The 23,643-nt window shown below is 67.9% G+C and carries 20 protein-coding genes and 1 other RNA gene; 11 read left to right on the forward strand and 10 right to left on the reverse strand.

What is annotated here, in order from left to right:
• The first annotated feature begins 12 nt into the window (after positions 1 to 12).
• The gene (locus tag RS83_RS14195) at positions 13 to 1,710 is read left to right on the forward strand and encodes a bifunctional 3'-5' exonuclease/DNA polymerase (protein ID WP_045280162.1); all 1,698 of its coding nucleotides are present in this window, start codon (positions 13 to 15) and stop codon (positions 1,708 to 1,710) included.
• A 25-nt stretch (positions 1,711 to 1,735) separates the two neighbouring features.
• An RNA gene (rnpB, locus tag RS83_RS18415) (RNase P RNA component class A) lies at positions 1,736 to 2,118 on the forward strand.
• A gap of 167 nt (positions 2,119 to 2,285) precedes the next feature.
• On the opposite strand, the gene ppgK is transcribed toward rnpB, so the two are convergent.
• Positions 2,286 to 3,032, reverse strand: a complete 747-nt coding sequence (gene ppgK, locus RS83_RS14200; protein WP_045280163.1) for a polyphosphate--glucose phosphotransferase — start codon at positions 3,030 to 3,032, stop codon at positions 2,286 to 2,288.
• Between the two features lie 69 nt (positions 3,033 to 3,101).
• Here ppgK and RS83_RS14205 point away from each other — a divergent pair, with 69 nt between their 5' ends.
• From RS83_RS14205 to RS83_RS14220, 4 genes are read left to right on the forward strand one after another with little or no spacing between them, the layout of a single operon-like run.
• A complete protein-coding gene (locus tag RS83_RS14205) occupies positions 3,102 to 3,314 on the forward strand; it encodes a hypothetical protein (protein ID WP_045280164.1) in 213 nt (70 codons plus the stop codon).
• A 5-nt stretch (positions 3,315 to 3,319) separates the two neighbouring features.
• Positions 3,320 to 4,657, forward strand: a complete 1,338-nt coding sequence (glnA, locus tag RS83_RS14210) for a type I glutamate--ammonia ligase (RefSeq protein WP_045280165.1) — start codon at positions 3,320 to 3,322, stop codon at positions 4,655 to 4,657.
• A 7-nt stretch (positions 4,658 to 4,664) separates the two neighbouring features.
• A complete protein-coding gene (locus tag RS83_RS14215) occupies positions 4,665 to 7,640 on the forward strand; it encodes a bifunctional [glutamine synthetase] adenylyltransferase/[glutamine synthetase]-adenylyl-L-tyrosine phosphorylase (RefSeq protein ID WP_045280166.1) in 2,976 nt (991 codons plus the stop codon).
• 49 nt (positions 7,641 to 7,689) lie between these two features.
• Positions 7,690 to 8,613 carry a diacylglycerol/lipid kinase family protein gene (locus tag RS83_RS14220; protein ID WP_045280167.1) on the forward strand — a complete coding sequence of 308 codons (924 nt, stop codon included), beginning with the start codon at positions 7,690 to 7,692 and terminating at the stop codon, positions 8,611 to 8,613.
• Between the two features lie 28 nt (positions 8,614 to 8,641).
• On the opposite strand, the gene RS83_RS14225 is transcribed toward RS83_RS14220, so the two are convergent.
• Positions 8,642 to 9,682: an AI-2E family transporter gene (locus RS83_RS14225; protein WP_231587789.1), complete on the reverse strand. Its 1,041-nt coding sequence runs from the start codon at positions 9,680 to 9,682 to the stop codon at positions 8,642 to 8,644.
• 390 nt (positions 9,683 to 10,072) lie between these two features.
• Between RS83_RS14225 and RS83_RS18380 the strand changes: the two genes are divergently transcribed.
• Together RS83_RS18380 and RS83_RS14235 are read left to right on the forward strand one after the other, a co-directional pair.
• The gene (locus RS83_RS18380; RefSeq protein WP_082071675.1) at positions 10,073 to 10,906 is read left to right on the forward strand and encodes a helix-turn-helix domain-containing protein; all 834 of its coding nucleotides are present in this window, start codon (positions 10,073 to 10,075) and stop codon (positions 10,904 to 10,906) included.
• A gap of 214 nt (positions 10,907 to 11,120) precedes the next feature.
• On the forward strand, positions 11,121 to 11,729 hold the full coding sequence (locus tag RS83_RS14235) for a hypothetical protein (protein ID WP_045280168.1): 609 nt from the start codon (positions 11,121 to 11,123) through the stop codon (positions 11,727 to 11,729).
• A 76-nt stretch (positions 11,730 to 11,805) separates the two neighbouring features.
• Here the strand turns inward: RS83_RS14235 and RS83_RS14240 are convergent, their stop codons facing one another.
• The 3 genes from RS83_RS14240 to glnA (RS83_RS14250) form a co-directional block, all read right to left on the reverse strand.
• Positions 11,806 to 12,078: a hypothetical protein gene (locus RS83_RS14240; protein WP_045280169.1), complete on the reverse strand. Its 273-nt coding sequence runs from the start codon at positions 12,076 to 12,078 to the stop codon at positions 11,806 to 11,808.
• 9 nt (positions 12,079 to 12,087) lie between these two features.
• Complete coding sequence (locus RS83_RS14245; RefSeq protein WP_045280170.1) at positions 12,088 to 12,570, reverse strand: pyridoxamine 5'-phosphate oxidase family protein; 483 nt, start codon at positions 12,568 to 12,570, stop codon at positions 12,088 to 12,090.
• A gap of 172 nt (positions 12,571 to 12,742) precedes the next feature.
• On the reverse strand, positions 12,743 to 14,167 hold the full coding sequence (glnA, locus tag RS83_RS14250; protein WP_045280171.1) for a type I glutamate--ammonia ligase: 1,425 nt from the start codon (positions 14,165 to 14,167) through the stop codon (positions 12,743 to 12,745).
• 158 nt (positions 14,168 to 14,325) lie between these two features.
• Between glnA (RS83_RS14250) and RS83_RS14255 the strand changes: the two genes are divergently transcribed.
• Positions 14,326 to 14,736 carry an RDD family protein gene (locus RS83_RS14255; protein ID WP_045280857.1) on the forward strand — a complete coding sequence of 137 codons (411 nt, stop codon included), beginning with the start codon at positions 14,326 to 14,328 and terminating at the stop codon, positions 14,734 to 14,736.
• 23 nt (positions 14,737 to 14,759) lie between these two features.
• On the opposite strand, the gene RS83_RS14260 is transcribed toward RS83_RS14255, so the two are convergent.
• The gene (locus RS83_RS14260) at positions 14,760 to 15,248 is read right to left on the reverse strand and encodes an ATP-dependent zinc protease (protein WP_045280172.1); all 489 of its coding nucleotides are present in this window, start codon (positions 15,246 to 15,248) and stop codon (positions 14,760 to 14,762) included.
• Between the two features lie 17 nt (positions 15,249 to 15,265).
• Between RS83_RS14260 and RS83_RS14265 the strand changes: the two genes are divergently transcribed.
• Positions 15,266 to 16,453, forward strand: a complete 1,188-nt coding sequence (locus tag RS83_RS14265) for a RimK family alpha-L-glutamate ligase (RefSeq protein WP_045280173.1) — start codon at positions 15,266 to 15,268, stop codon at positions 16,451 to 16,453.
• Between the two features lie 90 nt (positions 16,454 to 16,543).
• On the opposite strand, the gene RS83_RS14270 is transcribed toward RS83_RS14265, so the two are convergent.
• Positions 16,544 to 17,254 carry a DUF4191 family protein gene (locus RS83_RS14270; protein WP_045280174.1) on the reverse strand — a complete coding sequence of 237 codons (711 nt, stop codon included), beginning with the start codon at positions 17,252 to 17,254 and terminating at the stop codon, positions 16,544 to 16,546.
• Between the two features lie 168 nt (positions 17,255 to 17,422).
• On the opposite strand from RS83_RS14270, the gene RS83_RS14275 reads away from it, so the two are divergent.
• Positions 17,423 to 18,964, forward strand: a complete 1,542-nt coding sequence (locus RS83_RS14275; protein ID WP_045280175.1) for a hypothetical protein — start codon at positions 17,423 to 17,425, stop codon at positions 18,962 to 18,964.
• Positions 18,965 to 18,973: 9 nt separating this feature from the next.
• Here RS83_RS14275 and sucB read toward each other — a convergent pair whose 3' ends face one another.
• From sucB to RS83_RS14290, 3 genes are all read right to left on the reverse strand, one after another.
• The gene (sucB, locus tag RS83_RS14280) at positions 18,974 to 20,698 is read right to left on the reverse strand and encodes a 2-oxoglutarate dehydrogenase, E2 component, dihydrolipoamide succinyltransferase (RefSeq protein ID WP_045280176.1); all 1,725 of its coding nucleotides are present in this window, start codon (positions 20,696 to 20,698) and stop codon (positions 18,974 to 18,976) included.
• A gap of 67 nt (positions 20,699 to 20,765) precedes the next feature.
• Positions 20,766 to 22,139, reverse strand: coding sequence for a dihydrolipoyl dehydrogenase (gene lpdA / locus RS83_RS14285; RefSeq protein WP_045280177.1), 1,374 nt, complete (start codon positions 22,137 to 22,139; stop codon positions 20,766 to 20,768).
• Between the two features lie 3 nt (positions 22,140 to 22,142).
• A complete protein-coding gene (locus RS83_RS14290; protein ID WP_045280178.1) occupies positions 22,143 to 23,618 on the reverse strand; it encodes a leucyl aminopeptidase in 1,476 nt (491 codons plus the stop codon).
• Positions 23,619 to 23,643: the final 25 nt, after the last annotated feature.

Raw genomic sequence — 23,643 nt, forward strand, 5'->3', positions numbered from 1 at the left:
CGCGCGCCGGACATGACCGCCGCGTCGCCGGCCGAGCGCCGGATCGCGCTCATCGCGAGCGGCGCCGGCAGCTACACCGCCGTCGAGCTCGACGAGGATGACGGTGAAGTCCGTCGCGATGTCGTGACCGCTGCCGAACTGGCCGGGTGGGTTGCCGAAGCCGATGCAGCCGCGCAGACCCGCTGGATCATCCGTAGCGCGAGGGAGGTCTACTCGATGCTGCTCGCCGACGGCGTCGTCCTCAACCGCACGCACGATCTGCTGCTGTGTCACGCGATCCTCCGGGACACGGATGCCGTCGCCCGTCCGCTCGCTCCGTCGCAGGCCTGGGTGCGTCGCGAACCGGCGGATGCCACCCCATCGCTGTTCGACGCGCTCCATGACGACGCGGCAGGGGACTCGGTCGCCGAAGCACTCGAGCAGTATCGCGAGCAGCGACGCGTGATCGCCGCGGGGCGCGACGGACGGCTGACACTCCTGTGCGCTGCCGAGTCGGCCGGCGGGTTGATCGCTGAGGAGATGCGCATCGCCGGACTCCCGTGGGATGTCGCGGTGCACGATGCGATCCTCACCGAGACGCTCGGCACGCGTGCCGCCGGTGGCGGGATCCCGAGCCGGATGGCGGAGCTCGGTGCGCAGGTGCGCAGCATCCTCGGGGATGAGACCCTGCATCTCGACAGCCAGCAGAAGCTCCTCAGGGCGTTGCATCGCGTCGGCGTGAACGTCGAGTCGACGAGCCGGTGGGAGTTGGCGTCGCAGTCGCATGCGGTCGTCGAGCCGCTGCTCGCTTACAAGAAGCTGTCGCGGTTGCTGAGCGCCAACGGCTGGGCCTGGCTCGCCGAGTGGGTGCACGACGGCCGATTCCGGCCCGTCTACATCCCCGGCGGCGTGGTGACGGGACGCTGGGCCTCGGCCGGCGGGGGAGCGCTGCAGCTGCCGCGCATCCTTCGTCCTGCGGTCCGCGCCGATCCCGGCTGGACCCTGATCGTCGCGGATGTCGCGCAGCTGGAACCTCGGATGCTGGCGGCGATGTCGTCCGATCGTGCGATGGCACGTGCAGCCCAAGGGCGCGACCTGTATGCCGGCGTCGTGGACTCGGGGGCGGTCGGCACCCGCGAGGAGGCGAAGTACGCGGTGCTCGGCGCGATGTACGGCGCCACCACCGGCGACAGCGGTCGGCTCGTCCCGCGGCTGCGCAAGGTCTATCCGCGGGCGATGGCGCACGTCGACGCCGCAGCCAGGACCGGGGAGGACGGCGGGATCGTCTCGACCTGGCTCGGACGCTCATCGCCGCGGCCCTCTGCGGAGTGGTCGCGACTGCAATCGGACGCGACCTCTGCTGACGCCGATCCGGCTGTCGTCGCCCTCGCCCGCCGCCGCGCGCGGGACTGGGGGCGGTTCACACGCAACTTCGTCGTGCAGGGCACGGCAGCGGAGTGGTCGCTGATCTGGCTCGCCGAGATCCGCCACCGGTTGCAGCAGATCCCGCCGAGCTTCACCGAGGCTGCGGCATCAGGGCCCTTCGCTCGCACACCGCACCTCGCGTTCTTCCTGCACGACGAGGTGATCCTCCATGTGCCGGAGCAGCACGCCGAGGCAGCAGCCGACGCCGTGCGCGAGGCGGCCGCCGTGGCCACGCGACGGCTGTTCGGCAGCTTCCCGATCGACGTACCGCTCGATCTGCGCATCGCGGTGTCGGCCGAGAAGTAGCCGCGCCGTAGACTGGATGCGCGAATGGGTCGACTGGACGGTCGCGTGGCGGGCAACCGCACCGAGGAACGTCCGGGCTCCTCAGGGCAGGACGGTGGGTAACACCCACCCGGAGCAATCCGCGAGACAGTGCCACAGAGAGTAGACCGCCCTTCGGATCCCTGAGCTTGTCGAAGGGCCCGAAGGGTAAGGGTGAAAGGGTGGTGTAAGAGACCACCGGGGGCCATGGTGACATGGCCCGCCAGGTAAACCTCGTCCGGAGCAAGGTCAGACAGAGGATGTTGACGCGGCTCGCCGAGTCCTCGGGTAGACCGCTAGAGTGCCACGGCAACGTGTCGCCGAGAGAGATGGCCGTCGAAGGGGCGAAGAACCCCGGAACAGAACCCGGCGTACAGGTCGGCCCATTCGCCTCATACATGAGAAGGCCCCGATGACTGCAGAGTCATCGGGGCCTTCCCATTGGGTCCCTGAGCCCAACCTGGGTCCCTGAGCCTGTCGAAGGGCTGGGTTCCTGAGCCTGTCGAAGGGCCGAGCCCCTGACCCCAACCTGGGTCCCTGAGCCTGTCGAAGGGCGGTCAGTCGCCGGCGAGCGATGCTGCGCCGATGATGCCCGAGTTGTTCCGGTGGATCGCCGGGACGATCGGGGTGTTGAGCTCGAGGAGCGGCAGGAAGTCGCCGGCGTTCTTCGACACGCCGCCTCCGACCACGAACAGGTCGGGGCTGAAGAGGAACTCGATGTGCGAGTAGAACGCCTGCAGGCGCTCGGCCCATGCGGCCCAGCTGAGGTTCTCGCGCTCGCGCGCCGAGGTCGCCGCCCACTGCTCGACGGACTCGTAGGTGCCGAAGTTCAGGTGGCCGAGCTCGGTGTTGGGGATCAGCACGCCGTCGTAGAGGAAGGCCGAACCGATGCCGGTGCCGAGTGTGGTGAGCAGCGTGAGGCCGCGCATATCCCTGGCAGCGCCGTGGCGCGCTTCGGCGACGCCGGCTGCATCCGCGTCGTTCACGAAGACGATGTTGCGACCGAGGCCGTCACGGAAGAACCGCTCCGCGTCGAAGTCGACCCATTCCTTCGAGACGTTCGCTGCCGACAGCGTCTTGCCGCGCTTGACGATGGCCGGGAAGGCCACGCCGAGGGGCAGTGTCGAGTCGTGCACGTCGAGCGTCTTCAGGACCGTCTTCACCGCGGTGAGGACGTCCTGCGGCGACGCGCCGTTCGGAGTCGGAACGCGTACTCGATCCGAGTCCATCGTCCCGTGCGTGAGGTCGACGATTCCAGCTTTGATTCCCGTGCCGCCGATGTCGACGCCGATCGCTTTTGCCATGGGGGATAGCTTAGCGACCGCGGCGGACGCCAGTAGGATCGGAGTCACCACGTGAAGGAGGGACAGACCATGTCTGACGGTGACAGCAAGTACTGGTACAACCTGGAAACGAAGCAGGTCGAGTTCGGCATGATCTCGCCCTCGGCCGACCGGGTCGGTCCCTTCGACACCGAGGCAGAGGCCACTCGTGCCCCTGAGGTGCTGAAGGAGCGCTCACGCGCCTGGGCCGAGGAAGAAGCAGCCGAGTCGGGCTGGGACTCCAAGAGCCAGAGCGCCGAGTAGTGCCCATGGACAAGCAGAGGGATTTCGTCCTCCGGACGATCGAGGAGCGCGGCGTCAAGTTCGTCCGACTCTGGTTCACCGATGTGATCGGCACGCTCAAGTCCGTGGCGATCGCCCCGGCTGAGGTCGAGGGGGCATTCGCCGAGGGGATCGGGTTCGACGGCTCCGCGATCGAGGGCCTCACCCGCACCTACGAGTCGGATCTGCTCGCGCAGCCCGACCCGACCACGTTCCAGACGCTCCCATGGCGCGGCGAGATCGACCCGACCGCCCGCATGTTCTGCGATCTGACGACGCCTGACGGCCAGCCGGCGGTCGCCGACCCCCGTCACGTGCTCAAGCGCACGCTCGCGAAGGCTGCCGACGCCGGGTTCACGTTCTACACGCACCCCGAGATCGAGTTCTACCTGCTGAAGTCGTCGTCGTTCGGCCCCGAGGGCCCGGTGCCGGTCGACTCCGCCGGCTACTTCGACAACGTGCCAGGCGGCACGGCGCACGACTTCCGTCGCCGCTCGGTGCGGATGCTGGAAGACCTGGGCATCTCCGTCGAGTTCAGCCACCATGAGGGCGGCCCCGGCCAGAACGAGATCGATCTCCGCTACGCCGATGCGCTCACCACGGCCGACAACGTCATGACGTTCCGCACCGTGATCAAGGAGGTCGCGATCGAGCAGGGCGTCTATGCGACGTTCATGCCGAAACCGCTCAGCGGCCACCCCGGCAGCGGCATGCACACGCACATGTCGCTGTTCGAGGGAGATCAGAACGCCTTCTACGAGGAGGGTGCGAAGTACCAGCTCTCCAAGACCGGTCGCCACTTCATCGCCGGCCTCCTGCGGCATGCCAACGAGATCTCCGCCGTCACGAACCAGTTCGTGAACTCCTACAAGCGCCTCTGGGGCGGTGACGAGGCGCCGAGCTTCGTCACATGGGGCCACAACAACCGCTCCGCACTCGTGCGCGTGCCCATGTACAAGCCGAACAAGGGGCAGTCCTCGCGGGTCGAGTACCGCGCGCTGGACTCCGCCGCGAACCCCTACCTGGCGTATGCGCTCATGCTCGCCGCCGGGCTCAAGGGCATCGAGGAGGGCTACGAGCTTCCTCCGGAGGCCGAGGACAACGTGTGGTCGCTCAGCGATGCAGAGCGTCGCGCGCTCGGCTACTCGTCGCTGCCGGCGAGCCTCGACCACGCCCTCGAGTACATGGAGGAGTCGGAGCTGGTCGCCGAGACGCTGGGGGAGCAGGTGTTCAACTACGTGCTGCTCAACAAGCGCAAGGAGTGGGAGGCCTACCGTGGGCAGGTCACCCCGCTGGAGCTGAAGAACAACCTCGAGCTGCTCTGACCTGCGCATGGCCCGCCCGGACGACTCCGTCTCGCTCTCTGCCCTGGCACGGCTCGGTTTCGCCGAGCTGAGCGAGGCCGCGGCTTCGTTGTCGGAGCTGGCGGACATCCTCGACTCCCCGCGTGCCGAGATCCTCGACGCCGCGGGGGTCGCGGATCCGGATGCCGCGGTGCGCGGGCTGCTCAGGGTCGCCCGGCGGGATGCCGCTCCGGTGAAGGCGCTCCTCGACGACCCGATCACGCGCCACCGTGCCTGGCGGGTGTTCGGAGCATCCGAGGGGCTCGCTGACTTCTTCCTCCGGCATCCGGAAGAGCTCCCTGCGCTCGCGGGATCACTCGAACAGCTGCCGAGTTCGATCGATCTCCGGGCGCGGCTGTTGTCGTCGATCGATTCCGTCGCCGGGTTCGCGGCATCGGGTGAGGACGCCGCGGTCGTGGCGCTGCGTGTCGCGTATCGCTCGAGCCTCGCGGTGATCGCCGCCTACGACGTCACCCACGCCGATCCGGTCTCGGTGGTCGGGGACGTGTCGGCGGCGCTCGCGGATGCCGCCGGTGCCGCCTTGGAGGCCGCGCTGGCCGTCGCCCGCACACGTGTCAGCGACACGTATCCGAGGGACGAGGTCGCCGCGACCCGCCTCGCGATCATCGGCATGGGAAAGTCAGGGGCGCGCGAGCTCAACTACGTGAGCGACGTCGACGTGATCTTCGTCGGCGGCACGGTCGACGAGGAGGTGGTGAGCGAGGCGCGATCCATCGACATCGCGACCAGACTCGCCCGCGAGACCATGCGCGGACTCAGCGGCATCGAGGTCGAGCCGCCGCTCTGGGAGGTCGACGCCGCGTTGCGCCCGGAAGGCAAGCAGGGCGCGCTGGTGCGCTCGCTGGGCTCACATCTCGCGTACTACGACCGGTGGGCGAAGAGCTGGGAGTTCCAGGCCCTGCTGAAGGCTCGGCCCCTCGCCGGCGACGACGAACTCGGTGCCGAGTACATCGCGGCCGTGCAGCCGAAGATCTGGTCGAGCGCGGCCCGGCAGGACTTCGTCGACAGCGTGCAACGCATGCGGCAGCGCGTGATGGAGCACATCGATCCGGAGGATGCGCCGTACCAGATCAAGCTCGGCTCCGGCGGGCTGCGCGACATCGAGTTCACCGTGCAGCTGCTGCAACTCGTGCATGGGCTGACCGACGAATCCCTGCGCACCCGCGGGACGTTGGAGAGCCTCGATGCGCTCGTCGAGGGCGGGTACATCGGTCGTGCCGAGGCCGCAGCCTTCGCGAAGGACTACTGCGTGCTTCGTGTCATGGAGCACCGCCTCCAGCTGCGCGAACTCAGCCGCACCCACCTGATGCCCCGCACCCCGGCAGGCCTCCGGGTGCTGGCCCGTGCGACGGGTCTCGCCGAGACCGGCGACGGCATCTGGGCTCGCTGGGAGAGCGTCCGCCGCGAGGTGCGTGACATCCACACGCGACTCTTCTACCGCCCGCTGCTCAGCGCGGTCGCCGCGCTGCCGGAGGAGGAGCGAACGCTGTCGGCGGCGCAGGCGCACGATCGACTCGCGGCGATCGGGTTCCGCGATCCGACGGGCGCGCTGCGCCACATCGGCGCGCTGACCACGGGGTTGAGCCGCAAGGCGACGATCCAACGGCACCTGATGCCGATCATGGTGCGGTGGTTCGCCGACGGCAGCGACCCCGACTACGGACTCATCGCCTTCCGCCGCATCAGCGAACGGCTGGGAGACACCCCGTGGTTCCTCCGGATGCTCCGAGACTCCTCCGGCGCGGCCGAGAGCCTCACCCGCATCCTGTCGTCGTCGCGGTACATCGGCGAACTGATGGAGTGGATCCCCGAATCCGTCGCCTGGCTCGACAAGCGGGAGTCGCTGCGTCCGCGCGGCGCGGCCGCACTCGACGAGGAGGCCAGGGCCATCCAGACGCGACATGACTCCGTCGGCGACGCGCTGCGAGCGGTGCGGGCCAACCGCCGACGCGAGCTGCTGCGCACGGCCATGGGTGCGGTGCTCGATGTGCTGACGATCGAGGAGATCGCCACTGCGTTGACCGAGATCACCGAGAGCACGATCCAGGCGGCCCTTCGGGCGGTCTTCCGGGAGGTCGTGCCGGCAGAGGACGCCGCCCTCGACTTCGCGGTCATCGGCATGGGACGCTTCGGCGGGGCCGAGCTCGGCTTCGGCTCCGACGCCGACATCCTGTACGTGTACGACGCGAACGGTGTCGAGCCCCAGCGTGCACAGGAGCTTGCGACGCAGATCGTGACCAGGCTGCGCGAACACCTCACAGACCACCGGGTGCCGCTCGACCTCGATGCCGACCTGCGGCCGGAAGGACGCAGCGGACCGCTCGTGCGTTCGATCGAGGCGTATACGGCCTACTACCGACGCTGGTCGCTGTCGTGGGAGGCGCAGGCCCTGCTGCGCGGCCGCGGGGTCGCCGGCAGCGCGAAGCTGATCGCGAAGTTCGTCGAGCTGGCCGATTCGATCCGGTATCCCGAAACGGTGGACCAGCAGGGCCTCCGCGAGATCAAGCGCATCAAGGCGCGCGTCGAGGGCGAGCGTCTTCCGCAGGGGGCCGACCCCCGGCGGCATCTCAAGCTCGGGCCGGGGACGCTCAGCGATGTGGAGTGGCTCGTACAGCTCTTGCAGCTGCAGCACGCGCATGCGATCCCGGGTCTTCGGACCACGTCGACGATCGCGGCGCTCGACTCGGCCGTCGGAGCCGGACTCGTGCCGGAGGAGGCTGCGGAACGGTTGGCGGAGGCCTGGCGCCTGGCGAGTCGGCTGCGCTCGGCGATCACGCTGCTGACGGGGCAGACCAGCGACGTGCTGCCGGCGGATCGGCGTGAACTCGATGCGATCGCGCGGTTGCTCGGCTACCCGGACCGTTCTGCGACCGAACTGGATGAGGACTACCTGGGCGTGACGCGACGGTCTCGGAAGGCCTTCGAGCAGTTGTTCTACGGCTGATCCGCGCGCCCGAGTTGCAGTATCGTGCGTCGTCGCCCAAGCTGACGCTATGACCCACGCGCGCATCGGAATCGTCTGGAACCCCTCGAAGGTCGAGCAGGACGTTCTGCAGGAGGCTGTGACCCGGGTGTTCGGCGATGAGCCGGACATCCGCTGGTGGGAGACCAGCCAGGAAGACCCAGGCCGTGGGATGGCACGTGAGGCCATCGAGGACGGCCGTGAGATCGTCATCGCCGTGGGTGGCGACGGCACGGTCCGCGCGGTCGCCGAGTCCCTCGCGGGCTCTGAGACCGCCCTCGGCATCGTCCCGCAGGGCACCGGCAACCTGCTCGCACGAAACCTCGAGGTGCCGCTGAACAACATCCCCGCGGCGCTCGAGCGTGTCCGCGACGCGGAGCCCCGCCGGATCGACCTCGGATGGGTCGCGTACGACGGAACCGAGCATGCCTTCGCGGTGATGGTCGGCTTCGGCATCGACGCGCAGATGCTGGTCGAGACCGATGACGACCTCAAGTCGAAGGCGGGCTGGCTCGCGTATGTGGAGGCGATGGGTCGAGCGCTGGCCGGCACCGAGATGACAGACATCACCCTCACGGTCGACGGGCAGGAGCCGGTGGCGGTCCGTGGTCACACGATGCTCGTCGGCAACTGCGGCATGGTGCAGGGCGGCATCCGTCTGCTCCCTGACGCCGTGCTCGACGACGGCAAGCTCGATGTGCTGATGGTGAGCGCGGACGGCGCATTGCAGTGGCTCGACACCTTCCGCTCGTTCGTCTGGGACAACGGCATCCGTCGCTTCTTCACCGGCGGGAAGGATGAGGCCGTGAGCACCGACTCGGCGCGTCACCTCCCGGTCGAGACGATCGGCGTCGAGCTCGAGACTCCGCTCATGTTCGAGATCGACGGCGAGGAGATGGGCGAGGTCACGTCGTTCGATGTGCGCGTCCAGGCGGGCGCACTGCTCGTTCGCTGAGGCCGCCTGACGCGGGTCTCGGCAACGATCAGGCGGCCAGCTCTGGTGGCACGACCTTGCGGTCCTGCGCGGGGAAGATGACCTTCTGCACGATGATGATGATGCTCGCCGCCACCGGGATCGCCACCAGCGCGCCGAGGATGCCGCCGAGTGCGCCACCCGCGACCGCTGCGATCACGACAAGAGCTCCGGGAACCGCGACGGCCTTGCTCATGATGCGCGGTGAGAGCACGTATGCCTCGATCTGCATGTAGACGAGGTAGTAGACGAAAGCGATCAGCGCGGTGATCGGGCTGACGAAGAGGCAGATCAGCGAGTTGATGATCGATGCGCTGAGCGTGCCGACCAGCGGGATCATCGACCCGATGAACGCGATCAGCGCGAGGAGCGCCGGAACGGGTGCCCCGATGATGCTGAGCACGATCAGACTGAGCACGCCGTTCACGAGTGCGAGGCTGGCCTGGCCCATCACATACCGGCCGACGGCGCCTGACACGTCTTCGAGCAGTCCGCTGAACGTCTCGCGCTGGTACGCGGGAACGAAACGGGCGGCGACCTTCTTCATGCTCCGCAGCGACGCCATGAAGTAGAGCGTGAGGATCAGCACGATCGTCACTCCGGTGAATCCGCCGGCGATTCCGGCGCCGACAGCGAAGACGCCGCCACCGATGTTCGCGAGGTTGCCCGGGTCCTGCAGGAACGACAGGATGCCGTTGGCAGCATCCTCGAATGTCGATCCGAACCGGGTGTTCAGGTCCTTGAACCAGTCGGCGGCCATGATGTCCTTGACCATCTGCGGGCCGTTGTCGATCAGGTTGGTGATCTGCTGGACGAGGATCGGCACGATCGCGAGGATGATCCCCGCGAAGGCCAGGACCACCACGGCGACCACGATCGCGACCGCAGCCGGACGGGGGAGCTTGCGCTCGATGAACGACACGATCGGATCGAGGCCGAGCGAGAGGAAGATCGCGACGCCGATGTACACCAGGACGGTCGCCAGCTGGTCGACGATGCCGCCGATCACCAGTGCGACGAGCACGCCGAGCGCGCCCATCAGACCCAGCATGAACGGATTCGTCCGTGCCAGCGCGGCGACTGAAGCTGGTCGTCTGGTCGCGGGCGGCGCACTCACGTGTGCGGGCTTCGCGTTCTCGGTCTTGCGGCGCATGATTCCCTCACTCTGTCGGTTCGGACCCCTCAGTTGATCACCGGAGTCCGACCCGGTCAAGCAAGCCACGCCGACGGTGTGCACCGACCTGTCATCAGAGGTCCGACATCTGCGATCCGGGCCTCGTTCCGATCCCCTAGGCTCGGGGAGGCCCTCATCTGAAAGGGGGGCCGTGGTCGCGGGCGAGGGGATCCGCGGTCGATCTGCCTGGGGAGGTCACATGGGGATGTCTGCTGCGCGCCTGTGCGTCATACGCGCTCGATCGAACGACGCTGCATCGTGCCGGTGATGAGGGCTCGCACGTTGGCGATGTTCGGCAGCGTGCGAATCCGGGAGTTCGTCGGCGGACGCGACGACACGCGCTCCAGGCTCGACCGTGTCACCGGGATGGTCGGTCTGCACAGCATCCGCTCCGGGGGTTTGGAGATCGACACCGAATCCGGCCGGATCCGGCTCGGCCCCAACGAGGCATTCCTCTTCGGGTATGACGGCGTGCTCCGTGCCGCTCCGCTCCCCGAACTGAGGCTGTTGTCGATCGTGGTGCCGTTTGAGGTACTGACCGGCGTCGGCGCTCCCGCAGCGGGGGAGGTCCGCTCGGTGTCCTCCGCGAGCGCGCTGCTCGATCCGGCACTCGCGTTCGCCGAGCGTGCTGCTGAGCTCGATCCCGAGCCCGTGAGCGGCTTCGGCAGCTACTATTTCGAGCGGCTCCTCCAGGAGATGGTCATCGGCGTGGCAGTCGAGGGCGCCAAGGTCCCGCAGCGAGCACCCAGGGCCGGGGTCTACCTGAGCGCGCTGGCGATGATCGCAGCGCAACGCGAAGACCCTGGGCTGTCGCCGCACATGATCGCCGATCAGCTGGCGATCTCGATGCGGCAGCTGCAACGTGCGTTCCGCTCGCACGACACGACACCCGAGCGGCAGATCCGCCGAGCGAGGGTCGAACATGCGGTGACCCTGCTCGCGGACCGCGTGTACGACCCGCTCAGCATCGCGGAGATCGGTCGATACGCAGGGTTCGCAGACGGTTCGAGTCTCGCGCGTGCGATGGCGCAGGAAGGGCATCGATCGCCCGCTGCGCTGCGGCGGGCGTCGCGGTCGGATGCCGGAGCTGCAGCCGGCTGACCATACGCAGCACGACGAACGACGGGTCCACAGCGACAGAGTGGTCCTCTCTCGTCGCGAGGGCTGGCGCAGACGCCACGATGACTCACGGAAGACAATTTCCCGGAGATCCCTCCCCGACTCGGCGCCCGCGAAGCCCGTTCGCCGTGCCTCGGCATCGTTCGTGCATGCGCCGTTCGGTGGGGTGTCCGCTGACCAAGAGGAGAACGACATCATGAGTGTCAACGAGCACGACATCCAGTCCGGCGCGGGGATGAAGCGCCGCACCGTCATCAAGGCAGCGGCGTGGTCCGCACCCGTCGTCGCGGTCGCCATCGCGACGCCGATGGCCGCAGCGAGCGTGGCCCGACTGCAGACCGCACCCGGCGGAGGACTCTCGGTCTGGCAGGGCAGCACCTCGGTCGGCACGTTCACCGTCGCGCAGCCGAACCGCGTGCAGGTCAACACCGGGCAGAGCGTCGGTTTCTCGGTCATGGACATCGACACCGGTGAGGATGCAGCCGCCGGGCTGTACACGTCCGGCGTGGTCACCGTGACCGTGCAGTGGGGCGCCGGCAGCGGCGTGCCCACGCCGAGCAGCTACCGGCTCGAGGAGCGCAACCTGAACGGCTGGACCCGCGTCGGATCGCTTCCCGACGCAGGCACCACCGGCTCGGTGCAGTACGTCTACACAGGCCTGCTCAACGGCTCGGCCAACGTCGTTCCGCTCCCCGTCGTCTGGCTGTACCCGACCGCGGGTGGCGCGCTGACACCGAGCTACGTCAACACCGTGCTGTCGGCTGAGCACCTGAGCGAGAAGACCTCGGGCGCTCGCGTTCCCTGAGCTCGGCCCACAGAACAGCAGGAGCCCCGCATCGGTTGCCGATGCGGGGCTCTTCGCGTGCCGGCGTGTGCGTCGGTCAGTCGTGCCGGACGGAGAGCATGCGCCAGCCGTCAGGGACCTGTGCCTCGAGAGCGGCCATGTCCTCGCCCGAGATCTCGGTCGGCGCATCGCGGCGGTCGAAGGTGCCGACCACCGTGCGGACGCCTCCAGCCTGCATGGTGACGCTCGCCGTGGTCATGTCCCAGCCCTCAGGGGCCTGGGCGAGGAGCTGCTCGCGGAGCACGGGGATATCGGGGCCTTCGACGGTCGCAGTGCGGGTCTCGGCAGGGCGGATGAGGGCGAACAGCATCAGTCCAGACTACGGGAGCTCGACCGTCTCGTTCTCGGCGTCGAGCGGCTCACCGGTGATCTTCGACTTCACGAAGCTGAAGATCGATGCCAGCTTGCCGCCGGGGCTGTCCCAGTACTCCGCCGACTCGGCGGAGAACTTCAGCAGGCCGACATTCGGGTCCTCGGGGCCGTCGGTGAACCAGGCCTCGACCGTCGGGCTCCAGAGTTCGCGGATCTTCGACTGATCGTCGACGAGTTCCGCGGTACCTGAGAGCGAGACCCAGGAGCCGTTCGAGCTCAGCGAGACGCCGACGCGTTCGTCGCGCTCGATGTCGCCAGTGAGCGAGGCGCTCTTCGCGACGAGGAACCAGAGGTCGCCGTCGAACTCCGACTCCTGCACCGTGAGCGGATGCGCGACGAGTCGGTCCTGCGCGTTTCGGGTCGTGAACATCGCGAACCGGAAGTCCTTGATCAGCTCTGCGACGCGCTGGGTGGGTGTGGTGTCGCTCATGGGAGTCGTCCTCTCGAGTGGGGCGGTGGAGACGGAGCTCTCAGCATGCGCCCCGAGAGTGGATGCACCGAGGGGGTTGCGGTCGCGAGCGCACGGCATTAGGAATGCCCAGCTCACATGCGAAGAGCCCCCAGAGCGGATGCTCTGGGGGCTCTCGATGCACTGGCTCGGATCAGACGCCGAAGTACAGCTCGTACTCGAACGGGTGCGGACGCTGCGCCATCGGCAGGATCTCGTTCTCGTGCTTGTACGAGATCCAGGTCTCGATGAGCTCCTTGGTGAACACGCCGCCCTCGAGGAGGAACTGGTGGTCTGCCGCGAGCGCGTCGAGCGAGTCGACCAGCGAGTTCGGCACCTGCGGGATGCCCTTGGCCTCCTCGGGGGGAAGCTCGTAGAGGTCCTTGTCGACGGGCTCGTGGGGCTCGATGCGGTTCTTGATGCCGTCGAGGCCTGCCATCAGCTGCGCGGCGAATGCGAGGTACGGGTTGCCGGAGGCATCCGGAGCGCGGAACTCGATGCGCTTGGCCTTCGGGTTGGAACCCGTGATCGGGATGCGGATCGCGGCGGAGCGGTTACCGGCCGAGTACACCAGGTTGACCGGTGCCTCGAAGCCCTTGACCAGACGGTGGTAGCTGTTCAGCGTCGGGTTGGTGAAGGCGAGCACAGCCGGAGCGTGTGCGAGCAGGCCGCCGATGTACCAGCGAGCGATGTCGCTGAGCTGGCCGTAGCCTGCCTCGTCGTAGAACAGCGGCTTGCCGTCGTTCCACAGGGACTGGTGCGTGTGCATGCCAGAGCCGTTGTCGCCATAGAGCGGCTTCGGCATGAAGGTCGCGACCTTGCCCCACTCTTCACAGGTGTTCTTGACGATGTACTTGAACTTCAGGATGTCGTCCGCCGAGTGCACCATGGTGTCGAAGCGGTAGTTGATCTCCTGCTGGCCCGCGGTGCCCACCTCGTGGTGCGAGCGCTCGAGGATGAACCCGGCGTCGATCAGCTTGAGCGTGATGTCATCGCGCAGGTCTGCCGTCTTGTCGACGGGGGAGACGGGGAAGTATCCGCCCTTGTACGGGGTCTTGTTGGCGAGGTTTCCGCCTTCTTCCTCGCGTCCGGTGTTCCACGCGGCCTCTTCGGAGTCGACCTTGTAGAAGCTCTCGCCCGAGGTGACCGAGTAGCGCACGTCGTCGAAGATGTAGAACTCGGCCTCGGGGGCGAAGAACGCGGTGTCGGCGATGCCGGTGGAGGCGAGGTACTTCTCCGCCTTCTTCGCGACCTGACGCGGGTCCTTCGAGTAGATCTCGCCGGTGCGCGGGTTGTAGATGTCGAAGATCATCACGAGCGTGCTCGCCTCGCGGAACGGGTCGACGTATGCCGTCGTCACATCCGGGATGAGCTGCATGTCGGACTCGTGGATGCTGGCGAAGCCGCGGATCGACGAGCCGTCGAACAGCTGACCCTCCGTGAAGAACGCCTCGTCCACCGTCGACGCAGGAATGTTGAAGTGCTGCTGCACGCCAGGGAGATCGGTGAAACGGATGTCAAGGAACTTGACGTCGTTCTCCTTGATGTAGCTCAGGACTTCGGACGAATCTTTGAACATAAACGACTCCTGTGTAGCGGAACGATGGCTTCACGGCCATTCTGCACAGTACGGCTGAGTGATTTCTCCTGGGTGTCCGCTTTGTTTCGAGCTTGTTACGGCGAAAGAGGGAGTCAGGCCCTCGGTATTCTGGAGAGGTGACGGATGCTGCTGCGAACATGTACCCCGGTGAGCGACTCGGGCTCCCGGAATCAGGACCTCGAAGCATCGGCCGTCCCGGACGCCGGATCGGCGCCCTGCTGATCGACTACGTCGCCGCGACGATCGTCGCCACCGGTTTCCTCGGGTTCGACCAGTTCGCACTGCCGTCCGAAGCCGGCCTCACGCAGTTCGCGCCGATGTTCGTGTTCGCGCTCCTGCAGATCATCTTCATCCCGGTCGTGGGCGGGAGCCCTGGCCACCGCATCCTCGGCATGCGCGTCGTGCGCATCGACGGCAGCTGGATCGGCCTGTGGCGCCCGATCGTGCGCACCCTGCTGCTGGTCCTCGTGATCCCCGCGGTGATCTGGGACGGCGATCAGCGCGGTCTGCACGACAAGGCCGCCGGCACGGTGCTCATCCGCGCCTGAGGGGCTCGCTCAGTCCCGACGACTCACTCCTTGCCGCGGTTGCGTCGACGAGCCTCGCGCGGTGCACGGCCGCCGAGGAACGACCGGGCGGGGTCGACGGTGTAGCCGTGCCGGAGCGCTTCGCGGCCGATCAGCATTCGGAAGCCCATCTCGTCGCGATTGCTCAGCGTGACCTCCGCGAGCACCTCGCGGTCGACCAGACGGAGCAGCAGTTGCACGACGATCCGCTGCTGCGCGTGACCGGATGAGCTTCGCACGGCGCGTCGATCGTGGATCGGGGTCTCGACGACGACGGCATCCTCCTGGCTGTCCTGCCAGGGCTTCACGCGGAAGCGGACCCACGACTCGCCGTCCTGCTCGAACTCGACGATGTCGAAGGCATGCAGCGAGGAGGTGCGTGCTCCCGTGTCGATCTTGGCTTTGATCCAGTCGACGCCGAGATCTGGGAGCGCCACCCATTCTCGCCACCCCGTAAGAGTGTTTGAATGGGATGTCTTCGTCACTCGATACATCCTGGCAGGAATTCCCCGTGAAGCTCGCAGTACTCTCCCGTGCGCCGCAGGCGTATTCCACTCAGCGACTGCGTGCTGCCGCGCTGCAGCGCGGTCACAACGTCAAGGTGCTGAACACCCTGCGCTTCGCGATCGACCTCACGGCGGATGAACCGGACCTGCACTACCGCGGCAGGCAGCTCAGCGACTACGACGCGATCCTGCCTCGGATCGGCAACTCGATCACGTACTTCGGCACCGCAGTGGTGCGCCAGTTCGAGCAGATGGACGTGTACACGCCGAACACGGCGAACGGCATCTCGAGCGCCCGCGACAAGCTCCGTGCCAACCAGATCCTCTCCCGTCACAACATCGCCATGCCGCCGACGGCGTTCGTGCGCAATCGAGCCGACGTCCGACCTGCCATCGAGCGGGTCGGCGGCGCTCCCGTCGTGATCAAGCTGCTCGAGGGAACGCAGGGCATCGGCGTGATCCTGGCACCGCAGGTGAAGGTCGCAGAGGCCATCATCGAGACGCTGCACTCGACCAAGCAGAACGTGCTGATCCAGAAGTTCATCTCCGAGAGCCGGGGGCGCGACATCCGTGCGCTGGTGGTCGGCGATCGGGTCGTCGCCGCGATGCGTCGTTCTGCGGCCGGCGACGAGTTCCGTTCGAACGTGCATCGCGGCGGTTCGGTCGAGGCGGTCGAGCTCGACCCCGTGTACGAGCGCGCTGCAGTGCGTTCAGCGCAGATCATGGGTCTTCGCGTCGCCGGTGTCGACATGCTCGAGGGCGATGACGGTCCGCTGGTCATGGAGGTCAACTCCTCGCCTGGTCTGCAGGGCATCGAGACCGCGACCAAGCTCGACGTGGCCGGAGCGATCATCGACTACATCGCCGGACAGGTCGCCTTCCCCGAGATCGACGTGCGGCAGCGCCTGACGGTCTCCACCGGCTACGGCGTCGCCGAACTCATGGTGCACGGCGCGGTCGATCTGGTGGGCAAGACGCTGGGCGAGGCCGGGCTCTGGGAACGCGACATCACGGTGCTGACCCTGCACCGCGGGGTCAGTGTGATCCCGAACCCGCGCAAGCACGTCGTGCTCGAGGCCGACGACCGGCTGTTCTGCTTCGGCAAGCTCGACGAGATGCGGGGCATGGTCCCGGAGCGCCGCCGACGCCGGGCCAAGGTGCGTCGTCTGCCGCGGCAGCCGCTCTCTGAATGAGCACTGGCCACTGCGCGAGCACGGCCCGGTGAACGCAGAAGCGCGGCCGCCCCGAGAGGGACGGCCGCGCTTCTGCGTGGAGGCTACGGGTCAGCGCGGACGCTGGGCGCGCACCTTGGTCGGGTCGATGCCCTTCGGGATCGGCAGCGACGACAGCGACTGCGAGACCGACTCGATGCGACGGATGACGGCACCCATGGTCGCCTTGTCGATCGTCTTCGGAAGCTTCTTGATGGTCTTGGCGAGGTCGGCGATCGTGACCTCGTCATCGCCGTGGCCGACGTACAGCACGGTGACGGGTACGCCGTTGGCGACGCGCTGGACCTTGCTGCGCTCTTCGTTCACGAGACGCGTGAGACGACCGCGGGCACCTTCGCCGACGATCACGACACCGCCGCGGCCGACGGTGCGGTACACGGCTTCCTGCGTCTTCGGGTTGATGCCGACCGGCGTCTCGGATGCCTGCCAGCGGCGTCCGAGGCTCGTGCTCAGCACGTGACCGGTCGCGCCGGGCATGCCGTCGATCTTGGCGTACATCGCCGTGGTCGAGAGGCGGGTCATCAGGAACATCGCGCCGAGCACACCGAGCATGAGACCGGTGATACCCCACAGCACGAGGGTCCAGATCTGGAACGGGGGGATCAGATACCCGGCGATGAGTCCGAGCAGGACACCGCCGATGAGGATGCCGATCTGTGCCCAGGGCAGCCAGGAGTACACCTCACGCGTGAACCGGAAGAGGGACTTGATCTGGGAGAAGAACCCAGGACGCTTCTCGGGTTCGGGAGCACGTTTTGCCATAAGGTTCAGCCTACCGATTCCTGGGCGCTCTGATGGCGTCGTTCGCGCCCAGCGGAGGGCAGATGGGGGTCTCCGCACTCATCCTGCACACCGCGACATCTGCGGGGATGTGATTCACAGCCTGCCTGATGCACTCCATGATCGAGCGCGACCGGGTCAGATGGAGGCATGACGCGCACACCGGAGACTGACCAGGCACCGCTGCTCGGTCGTGCGCATCGAATGATCCGCGTGCTGGACAACGGTGACGGGCCGTTCCCCGGTGCGCTGGTGACTGATGGAGACACCGTCGCAGTGGCCAGGGATGCTGTGGCGCTCGGCGGATGGGAGGCGTGGCGGTTCGCAGGATCAGAACACGTCGCAGCACCGATGGATCTGGTGCGTCGTGCAGACGGTCACGACGTGCTGCTTCCCTGGTGCACGGAGCGAGTGGGCGTGTTCGTGGGGCGGCGCGCTGGGGCTGGGGAGCCGCTGACGCCGGGGGAGAGCAGCACGCTGGTGGTGAGTCTGCTGCGCGCGCTCGCGGAGCTCGGAGCGAACGACTGCACCGATGTCCGAGGCACGTGGTGGCTCACCGACGAGGGCAGGCCGGTCTTCGTGATCGGCGAAGGGGAACCGGCACGTGCAGAGGTCGCGTCACTCGTGATGCGGCTCGGCGAGCAGAATCGCGACCGGGCGCTGGGGCGTCTGCTCGCGGTGATGCACGCGGGGCTGGGGAAGAGCGTCGCCGAGCACCCTGGTATCCCGCCACTCCTGCTCGATCGGTGGGAGAACGAGATGCTCGAGATCGCGTCTCCGCGCGCGCTCCGGCGTGATGTGCTCGCGCCGGAACCGGCACAAGCAGTCACCAGGCCCGGCACCGTCGGGCGGTTGCCGGTGCCACCACGCAGAGTGGCGAGCCGGGTGCGCGCGAGATCTGGGGCTCGCGCGCGCTCGTCTCGACTCGTCACGACCTTCCGGCAGGCTGCGTCGGATCTCGTCGAGCGAACCGTCCGTGTGATCGCGCCGATCATCCGACGCCGGCATTCGACCGCGCGTCGTGCGGTGCCGATGGAGCTGGTCGCACAGTCCGCTGAGGCTGTCGTCGTCCCCACGAGTCGACGCCGTCCCCTCGTGTTGGCCGGAGCGGCCGCGGCGGTCGTCCTCGCGGTCGGCGTGCTGTGGCCGAGCGACGGCGACGACGATGCGGCGGCGGGGAACGATCGGATGCCTGCCGCGACGAGCTCGGAAAAGGTCGTGGAGCCGCTCGTGGCGACGCCGACATCGAGCGCGACGGCCGTCGATGAGGCGGTGACGAACACGAACGCGTCGAACGAGAGTGCTGACACGGCAGTCGATGACACGGCAGTCGATGACCCGGCAGTCGATGACCCGGTGCAGGCGGCGGCGGTGCTCTGGGAAGAGGCGGGCACGTGCCGGAAGGCGGAGGATGCCGTGTGCGATCGTGCGACCGTTCCTGGGGCGGTGGGTGTGATCGAGGCTCTCGACACCGGCCTGAAAACGCCGCCCGTCTTCGCGATGATCGATCAGTACGGCGATATCGCCGTGGTGCGAGCTGAGCAGGTCGGTGGTGAGCCGTCGCAGGAGTCGGGGGAGGGCTCTGGGGAGGCTGATGCGGCGGCACCGATCGGGAAGGTGCTCGTGCTCGCACGCCTCAACGAGAAATGGCTGATCCGCGACGCCTATGACGTCGCGGATCAGCCAGGATGACGCGGTGTGTCAGGCGCCGAGCTGTGCAGCGAACTGCGCGGACTCGAGGCGAGCCTTCACAGCGCCGAGGAAGCGAGCAGCGTCGGCACCGTCGATGATCCGGTGGTCGTACGAGAGTGCGAAGTACACGTACGAGCGGATCGCGATGGCGTCGGAGCCGCCGACCTTGACGAGACCGGGGCGCTTGACGACCGTGCCGGTACCGAGGATCGCCGACTGCGGCAGGAACACGACCGGCGTGTCGAACAGCGCTCCACGCGAACCGGTGTTGGTCAGCGTGAACGTGCCGCCGGCCAGCTCGTCGGGCTTGAGCTTGTTGTCGCGGGTGCGGGCGGCGAGGTCAGCGATCTCGTGCGCGATCTCCGCGATGTTCTTCGAAGCGGCGTCGCGCAACACCGGCGTGAGCAGTCCACGCTCGGTGTCGACGGCGATCGAGAGGTTCTCGGTCGCCGGGTACACGATCTTGTCACCGTCGACCGTGGAGTTCACGATCGGGAACGCCTGCAGCGCCTCAGCGGCAGCGAGCGCGAAGAACGGCAGGAACGACAGCTTGTCGCCGGTCTTCTCGAGGAAGGATCCCTTGACGCTGTCGCGGTACTCCGCGAGGGCGGTGACATCGATCTCGACCACCGTGGTGAGCTGCGCGGTCTGCTGCATCGATGCGACGGCACGCTCGGCCAGGACCTTGCGCAGTCGAGACATCGGCTGCGTGGTGCCACGCAGCGGCGAGACCTCGAGCGGAGCCGGAGCAGCGGGCGCCGCGGCAGCAGCCGGAGCGGATGCAGCGGACTCTGCTGCCTTCAGCACGTCCTCTTTGCGGATGCGGCCGCCGACACCGGTGCCGGTGACCGACGCCAGGTCGACACCCTGCTGGGAAGCGAGCCGCCGAACGAGCGGCGTGACGTACAGGTTGTCGCTGTCGCCAGCGGCCGGAGCAGCCGCAGCCGGAGCAGCGGGTGCGGGGGCAGACGCGGCGGGAGCCGGAGCAGCGGCGGGAGCCGGAGCAGCGGCGGGAGCCGGAGCAGCAGGTGCGGGAGCAGGGGCAGCCGGGGCCTCTGCGGCAGGTGCCGGAGCTGCGGCGGGAGCCTCAGCGGCAGGTGCTGCAGCCGGAGCGGCACCCGAGCCGACGCGTGCGAGCACAGCACCGACGGCGACGGTCTCGTCCTCGCCGGCGACGATCTCCTGGAGCACGCCGGCAACGGGCGAAGGGATCTCGGTGTCGACCTTGTCGGTGGAGATCTCGAGCAGCGCCTCATCGACCTCGATCGAGTCGCCGACCTGCTTGAGCCAACGGGTCACAGTGCCCTCGGTGACGCTCTCGCCGAGCTCGGGAAGCACGATGTCGGTCGCGTCGCCTGCCGGCGCAGCCTCTGCGGCGGGGGCGGGCTCAGCGGCAGGCGCCGGAGCAGCCTCCTGCGCGGGCGCAGCCTCAGCGGGAGCCGCCTCAGCCTCGGGCGCCGCGGCGGCCGGAGCATCCGCTGCCGGTGCTGCTGCGCTGCCGTCGCCGATTCGCGCCAGCAGGGCACCGACCTCGACGGTCTCGTCCTCGGCCACGAGGATCTCCTCGATGACGCCGCTGACGGGCGAGGGGATCTCGGTGTCGACCTTGTCGGTCGAGATCTCGAGCAGGCCCTCGTCAGCCTGCACGGTGTCTCCCACCTGCTTGAGCCAACGGGTGACCGTACCCTCGGTGACGCTCTCTCCGAGAGCGGGGAGGACCACGGATGTGCTCATGACTGAGTCTCCTTCAAGAAGTTGTATGACGCTTGTCTAGCTTAGTGACTCGGGCACCGGTTGGTGCTCAGAGGGCGTGCAGGGGCTTTCCGGCCAGAGCGAGGAAGGCTTCACCCAGTGCCTCGCTCTGGGTGGGGTGTGCGTGGATGAGGGGCGCGATGTCTTCGGGGTGGGCCTCCCAGGCGACAGCGAGCTGCCCCTCGGTGATGAGCTCGCCGACGCGGTCGCCCAGCAGGTGTACACCGAGGACGGGGCCGTCCTTGAGTCGCACGACCTTCACCAGGCCACTGGTTCCGATGATCTCGCTCTTACCGTTCCCGGCGAGGTTGTATTCGTAGGCGAGCACCGCATCTGCACCGTGCTCGGCGATCGCAGCGGCCTCGGTCACGCCGACCGACGCCACCTCCGGGCTGGAGTACGTGACCTTCGGGATCTGCGAGTCCGGGATGTTCGCGGGGCTGAGACCGGCGATGCGCTCGGCGACCGCGATGCCCTGCTGGAAGCCGCGGTGCGCGAGCTGCAGGCCGGGGACGATGTCGCCGACCGCCCAGAGGCCCTGCACGCCGGTGCGGAGCTCCTGGTCGACCGTGACGAATCCGCGGTCGAGCGTGACGCCTGCCTCCTCGAATCCGAGGTCGGCCGTCACCGGACCACGACCCACGGCGACGAGCAGATAGTCCGCCGTGAACTCCTTGCCGTCTTCGAGGGTCACGGTCACGGAGCTGTCGTCCTGCACCGCCGTCTGGAACCGCACGCCGAGCGAGTACTGGATGCCGCGGCGGCGGAACGCTCGCTCGAGACCCTTGCTCATCGCGATGTCCTCGTTGGGGACGAGGTGGGGCAGCGCCTCCACGATCGTCACCTCGGAGCCGAAGGAGCGCCAGACGCTGGCGAACTCGACGCCGATGACGCCGCCACCGAGGATGAGCACCCGCTCGGGGATGACGTCGAGGGCGAGCGCCTGCTCACTCGTGATGATCCGGCCGCCGATCTCGAGACCGGGAAGCGTGCGGCTGTACGACCCCGTCGCGAGGATCACATCGGTGCCAGCGTAGACGTCGTCGCCCACGCTCACCGTGCGGTCGGCGTTGAGGCGTCCGGTGCCGGCGACCGTCGTGATGCCGCGTGCCTTCACCAGCCCCTCGAGGCCCTTGAACTTCTTCGCGACGATGCCCTCACGATACGTGCGGACACCGACGGGGTCGACGCCGCCGAACGTCGCCGTCACACCGACGGACGCCGCGTCCCGCACGTGATCCGCGACCTCGGCCGCATGCAGCAGCGCCTTGGTCGGGATGCAGCCGCGGTGCAGGCAGGTACCACCGACCTTGTCCTTCTCGATCAGGGCGACCGACTTGCCGAGCTCACTGGCCCGGAGCGCGGCTGCATAGCCGCCGCTGCCGCCGCCCAGGACGACGATGTCGAAGGTGTGTGTGGTCATTGGTCATGCCTCCTGGTGGGATGCGTCTTCGGCGAAGGCGACGATCGATCGGACCATCGCCCCCGTTGGGCCCTTCTCCGTGAAACCGTACGGCGCGCCGGCGTGCTCGCCGGAACCCGCGATGTCGAGGTGCACCCAGGGGATGCGCGGCGCGTCGTCGGCATCCGACACGCGACCGACGAATCGACGAAGGAACAGGCCGGCGAACGATGCGCCTCCGGCCCGGTCGCTCATGTTCGCGTTGATGAGGTCCGCGATGGGGGAGTCGAGCGTGTCCTCCATGTACTCCGGGAGCGGCATCTGCCAGGCCGGCTCGTCGACCGAGCGAGCCACGTCGAGGAAGGTCGCGACGGTGTCGTCGTCGCCCATGACGCCGGTGTGGCGGTGGCCGAGCGCCATCACGATCGCGCCGGTGAGCGTCGCGACGTCGATGATCACGTCGGGGTTCTCGCGGCTCGCGGCGACGAGTCCGTCTGCCATCACGAGGCGACCCTCGGCGTCGGTGTTCAGAACCTCGACCGTGGTGCCGTCGAGCATCCGCAGCACGTCGCCCGGACGCGTGGCGCGCCCTGACGGCATGTTGTCGGCGATGCACAGCCAGGCGGTGACCCGCACCGACAGACCGAGTGTGGCGATCGCGCGGAGCGCGGCGAGGCTCGTGGCTGCGCCCGCCATGTCGAACTTCATGCCGACCATGGAGGCGGCGGGCTTCAACGAGAGCCCGCCGGTGTCGAAGGTGATGCCCTTCCCGACGATCGCGATGTGGCGGCTCGCGTCTGCGGGCGCGTAGTCGAGCCGGACCAGGCGCGGGGGACGGTCGGAACCCTGGCCGACGCCGAGGATTCCGCCGAAGCCCTGTGCTGCGAGTGCTGTCTCGTCGAGGATCTCGACCGTGACGGGCAGGTCCGCGACGCTCTCCGACGCACGTTCCGCGAGCTGTGCCGGGCTCTGCCATTCGGCTGGCACGTTCACGAGGTCCTTCACGAGTGCGACGGCGTCGCCGATGGCCTGTGCGCGCTGGATGGTCGCATCGTCGAGCTCTGCATGCACGGTGACGGCGGTGGCGCGGCCCTTGCCCTTCTCGGACCGGTACCCGTCGAAGCGGTGACCGCCGAGGACCGCACCCTCAGCTGCTGCCGCACCGAAGGACCCGAGTCCGGGGGCGAGCGCGACGGAGAGGTGGTCGAAGCCCGTGAAGCTGCGCACCGCGGCGCCCACTGCATTGCGCACGGCGAGTGCGTCGGCCTTCGAGCCGGCGCCGACGACCGCGAACGGCACCGAGGAGACCTCGGGCGCGTGCACCCGGGTGAACGAGGATGCGGAACCGGTGAATCCGATTCCGGCGAGGATGTCGGCGAGGCCGGGATATCCGTCGAGCGATGCCTGCGACTCCGAGATGTCGGGGACGACGAGCACTGCGGCATCTGCAGCGCTTCCGGGGAACTGATCGGTTGTGTGCGAGAGCACGGGAAGCGTCATGCTTCCATCCTAGGGATCGTCGCGT

It is taken from the genome of Microbacterium oxydans (assembly GCF_000956525.1).
Taxonomy (GTDB): Bacteria; Actinomycetota; Actinomycetes; order Actinomycetales; family Microbacteriaceae; genus Microbacterium; species Microbacterium oxydans_A.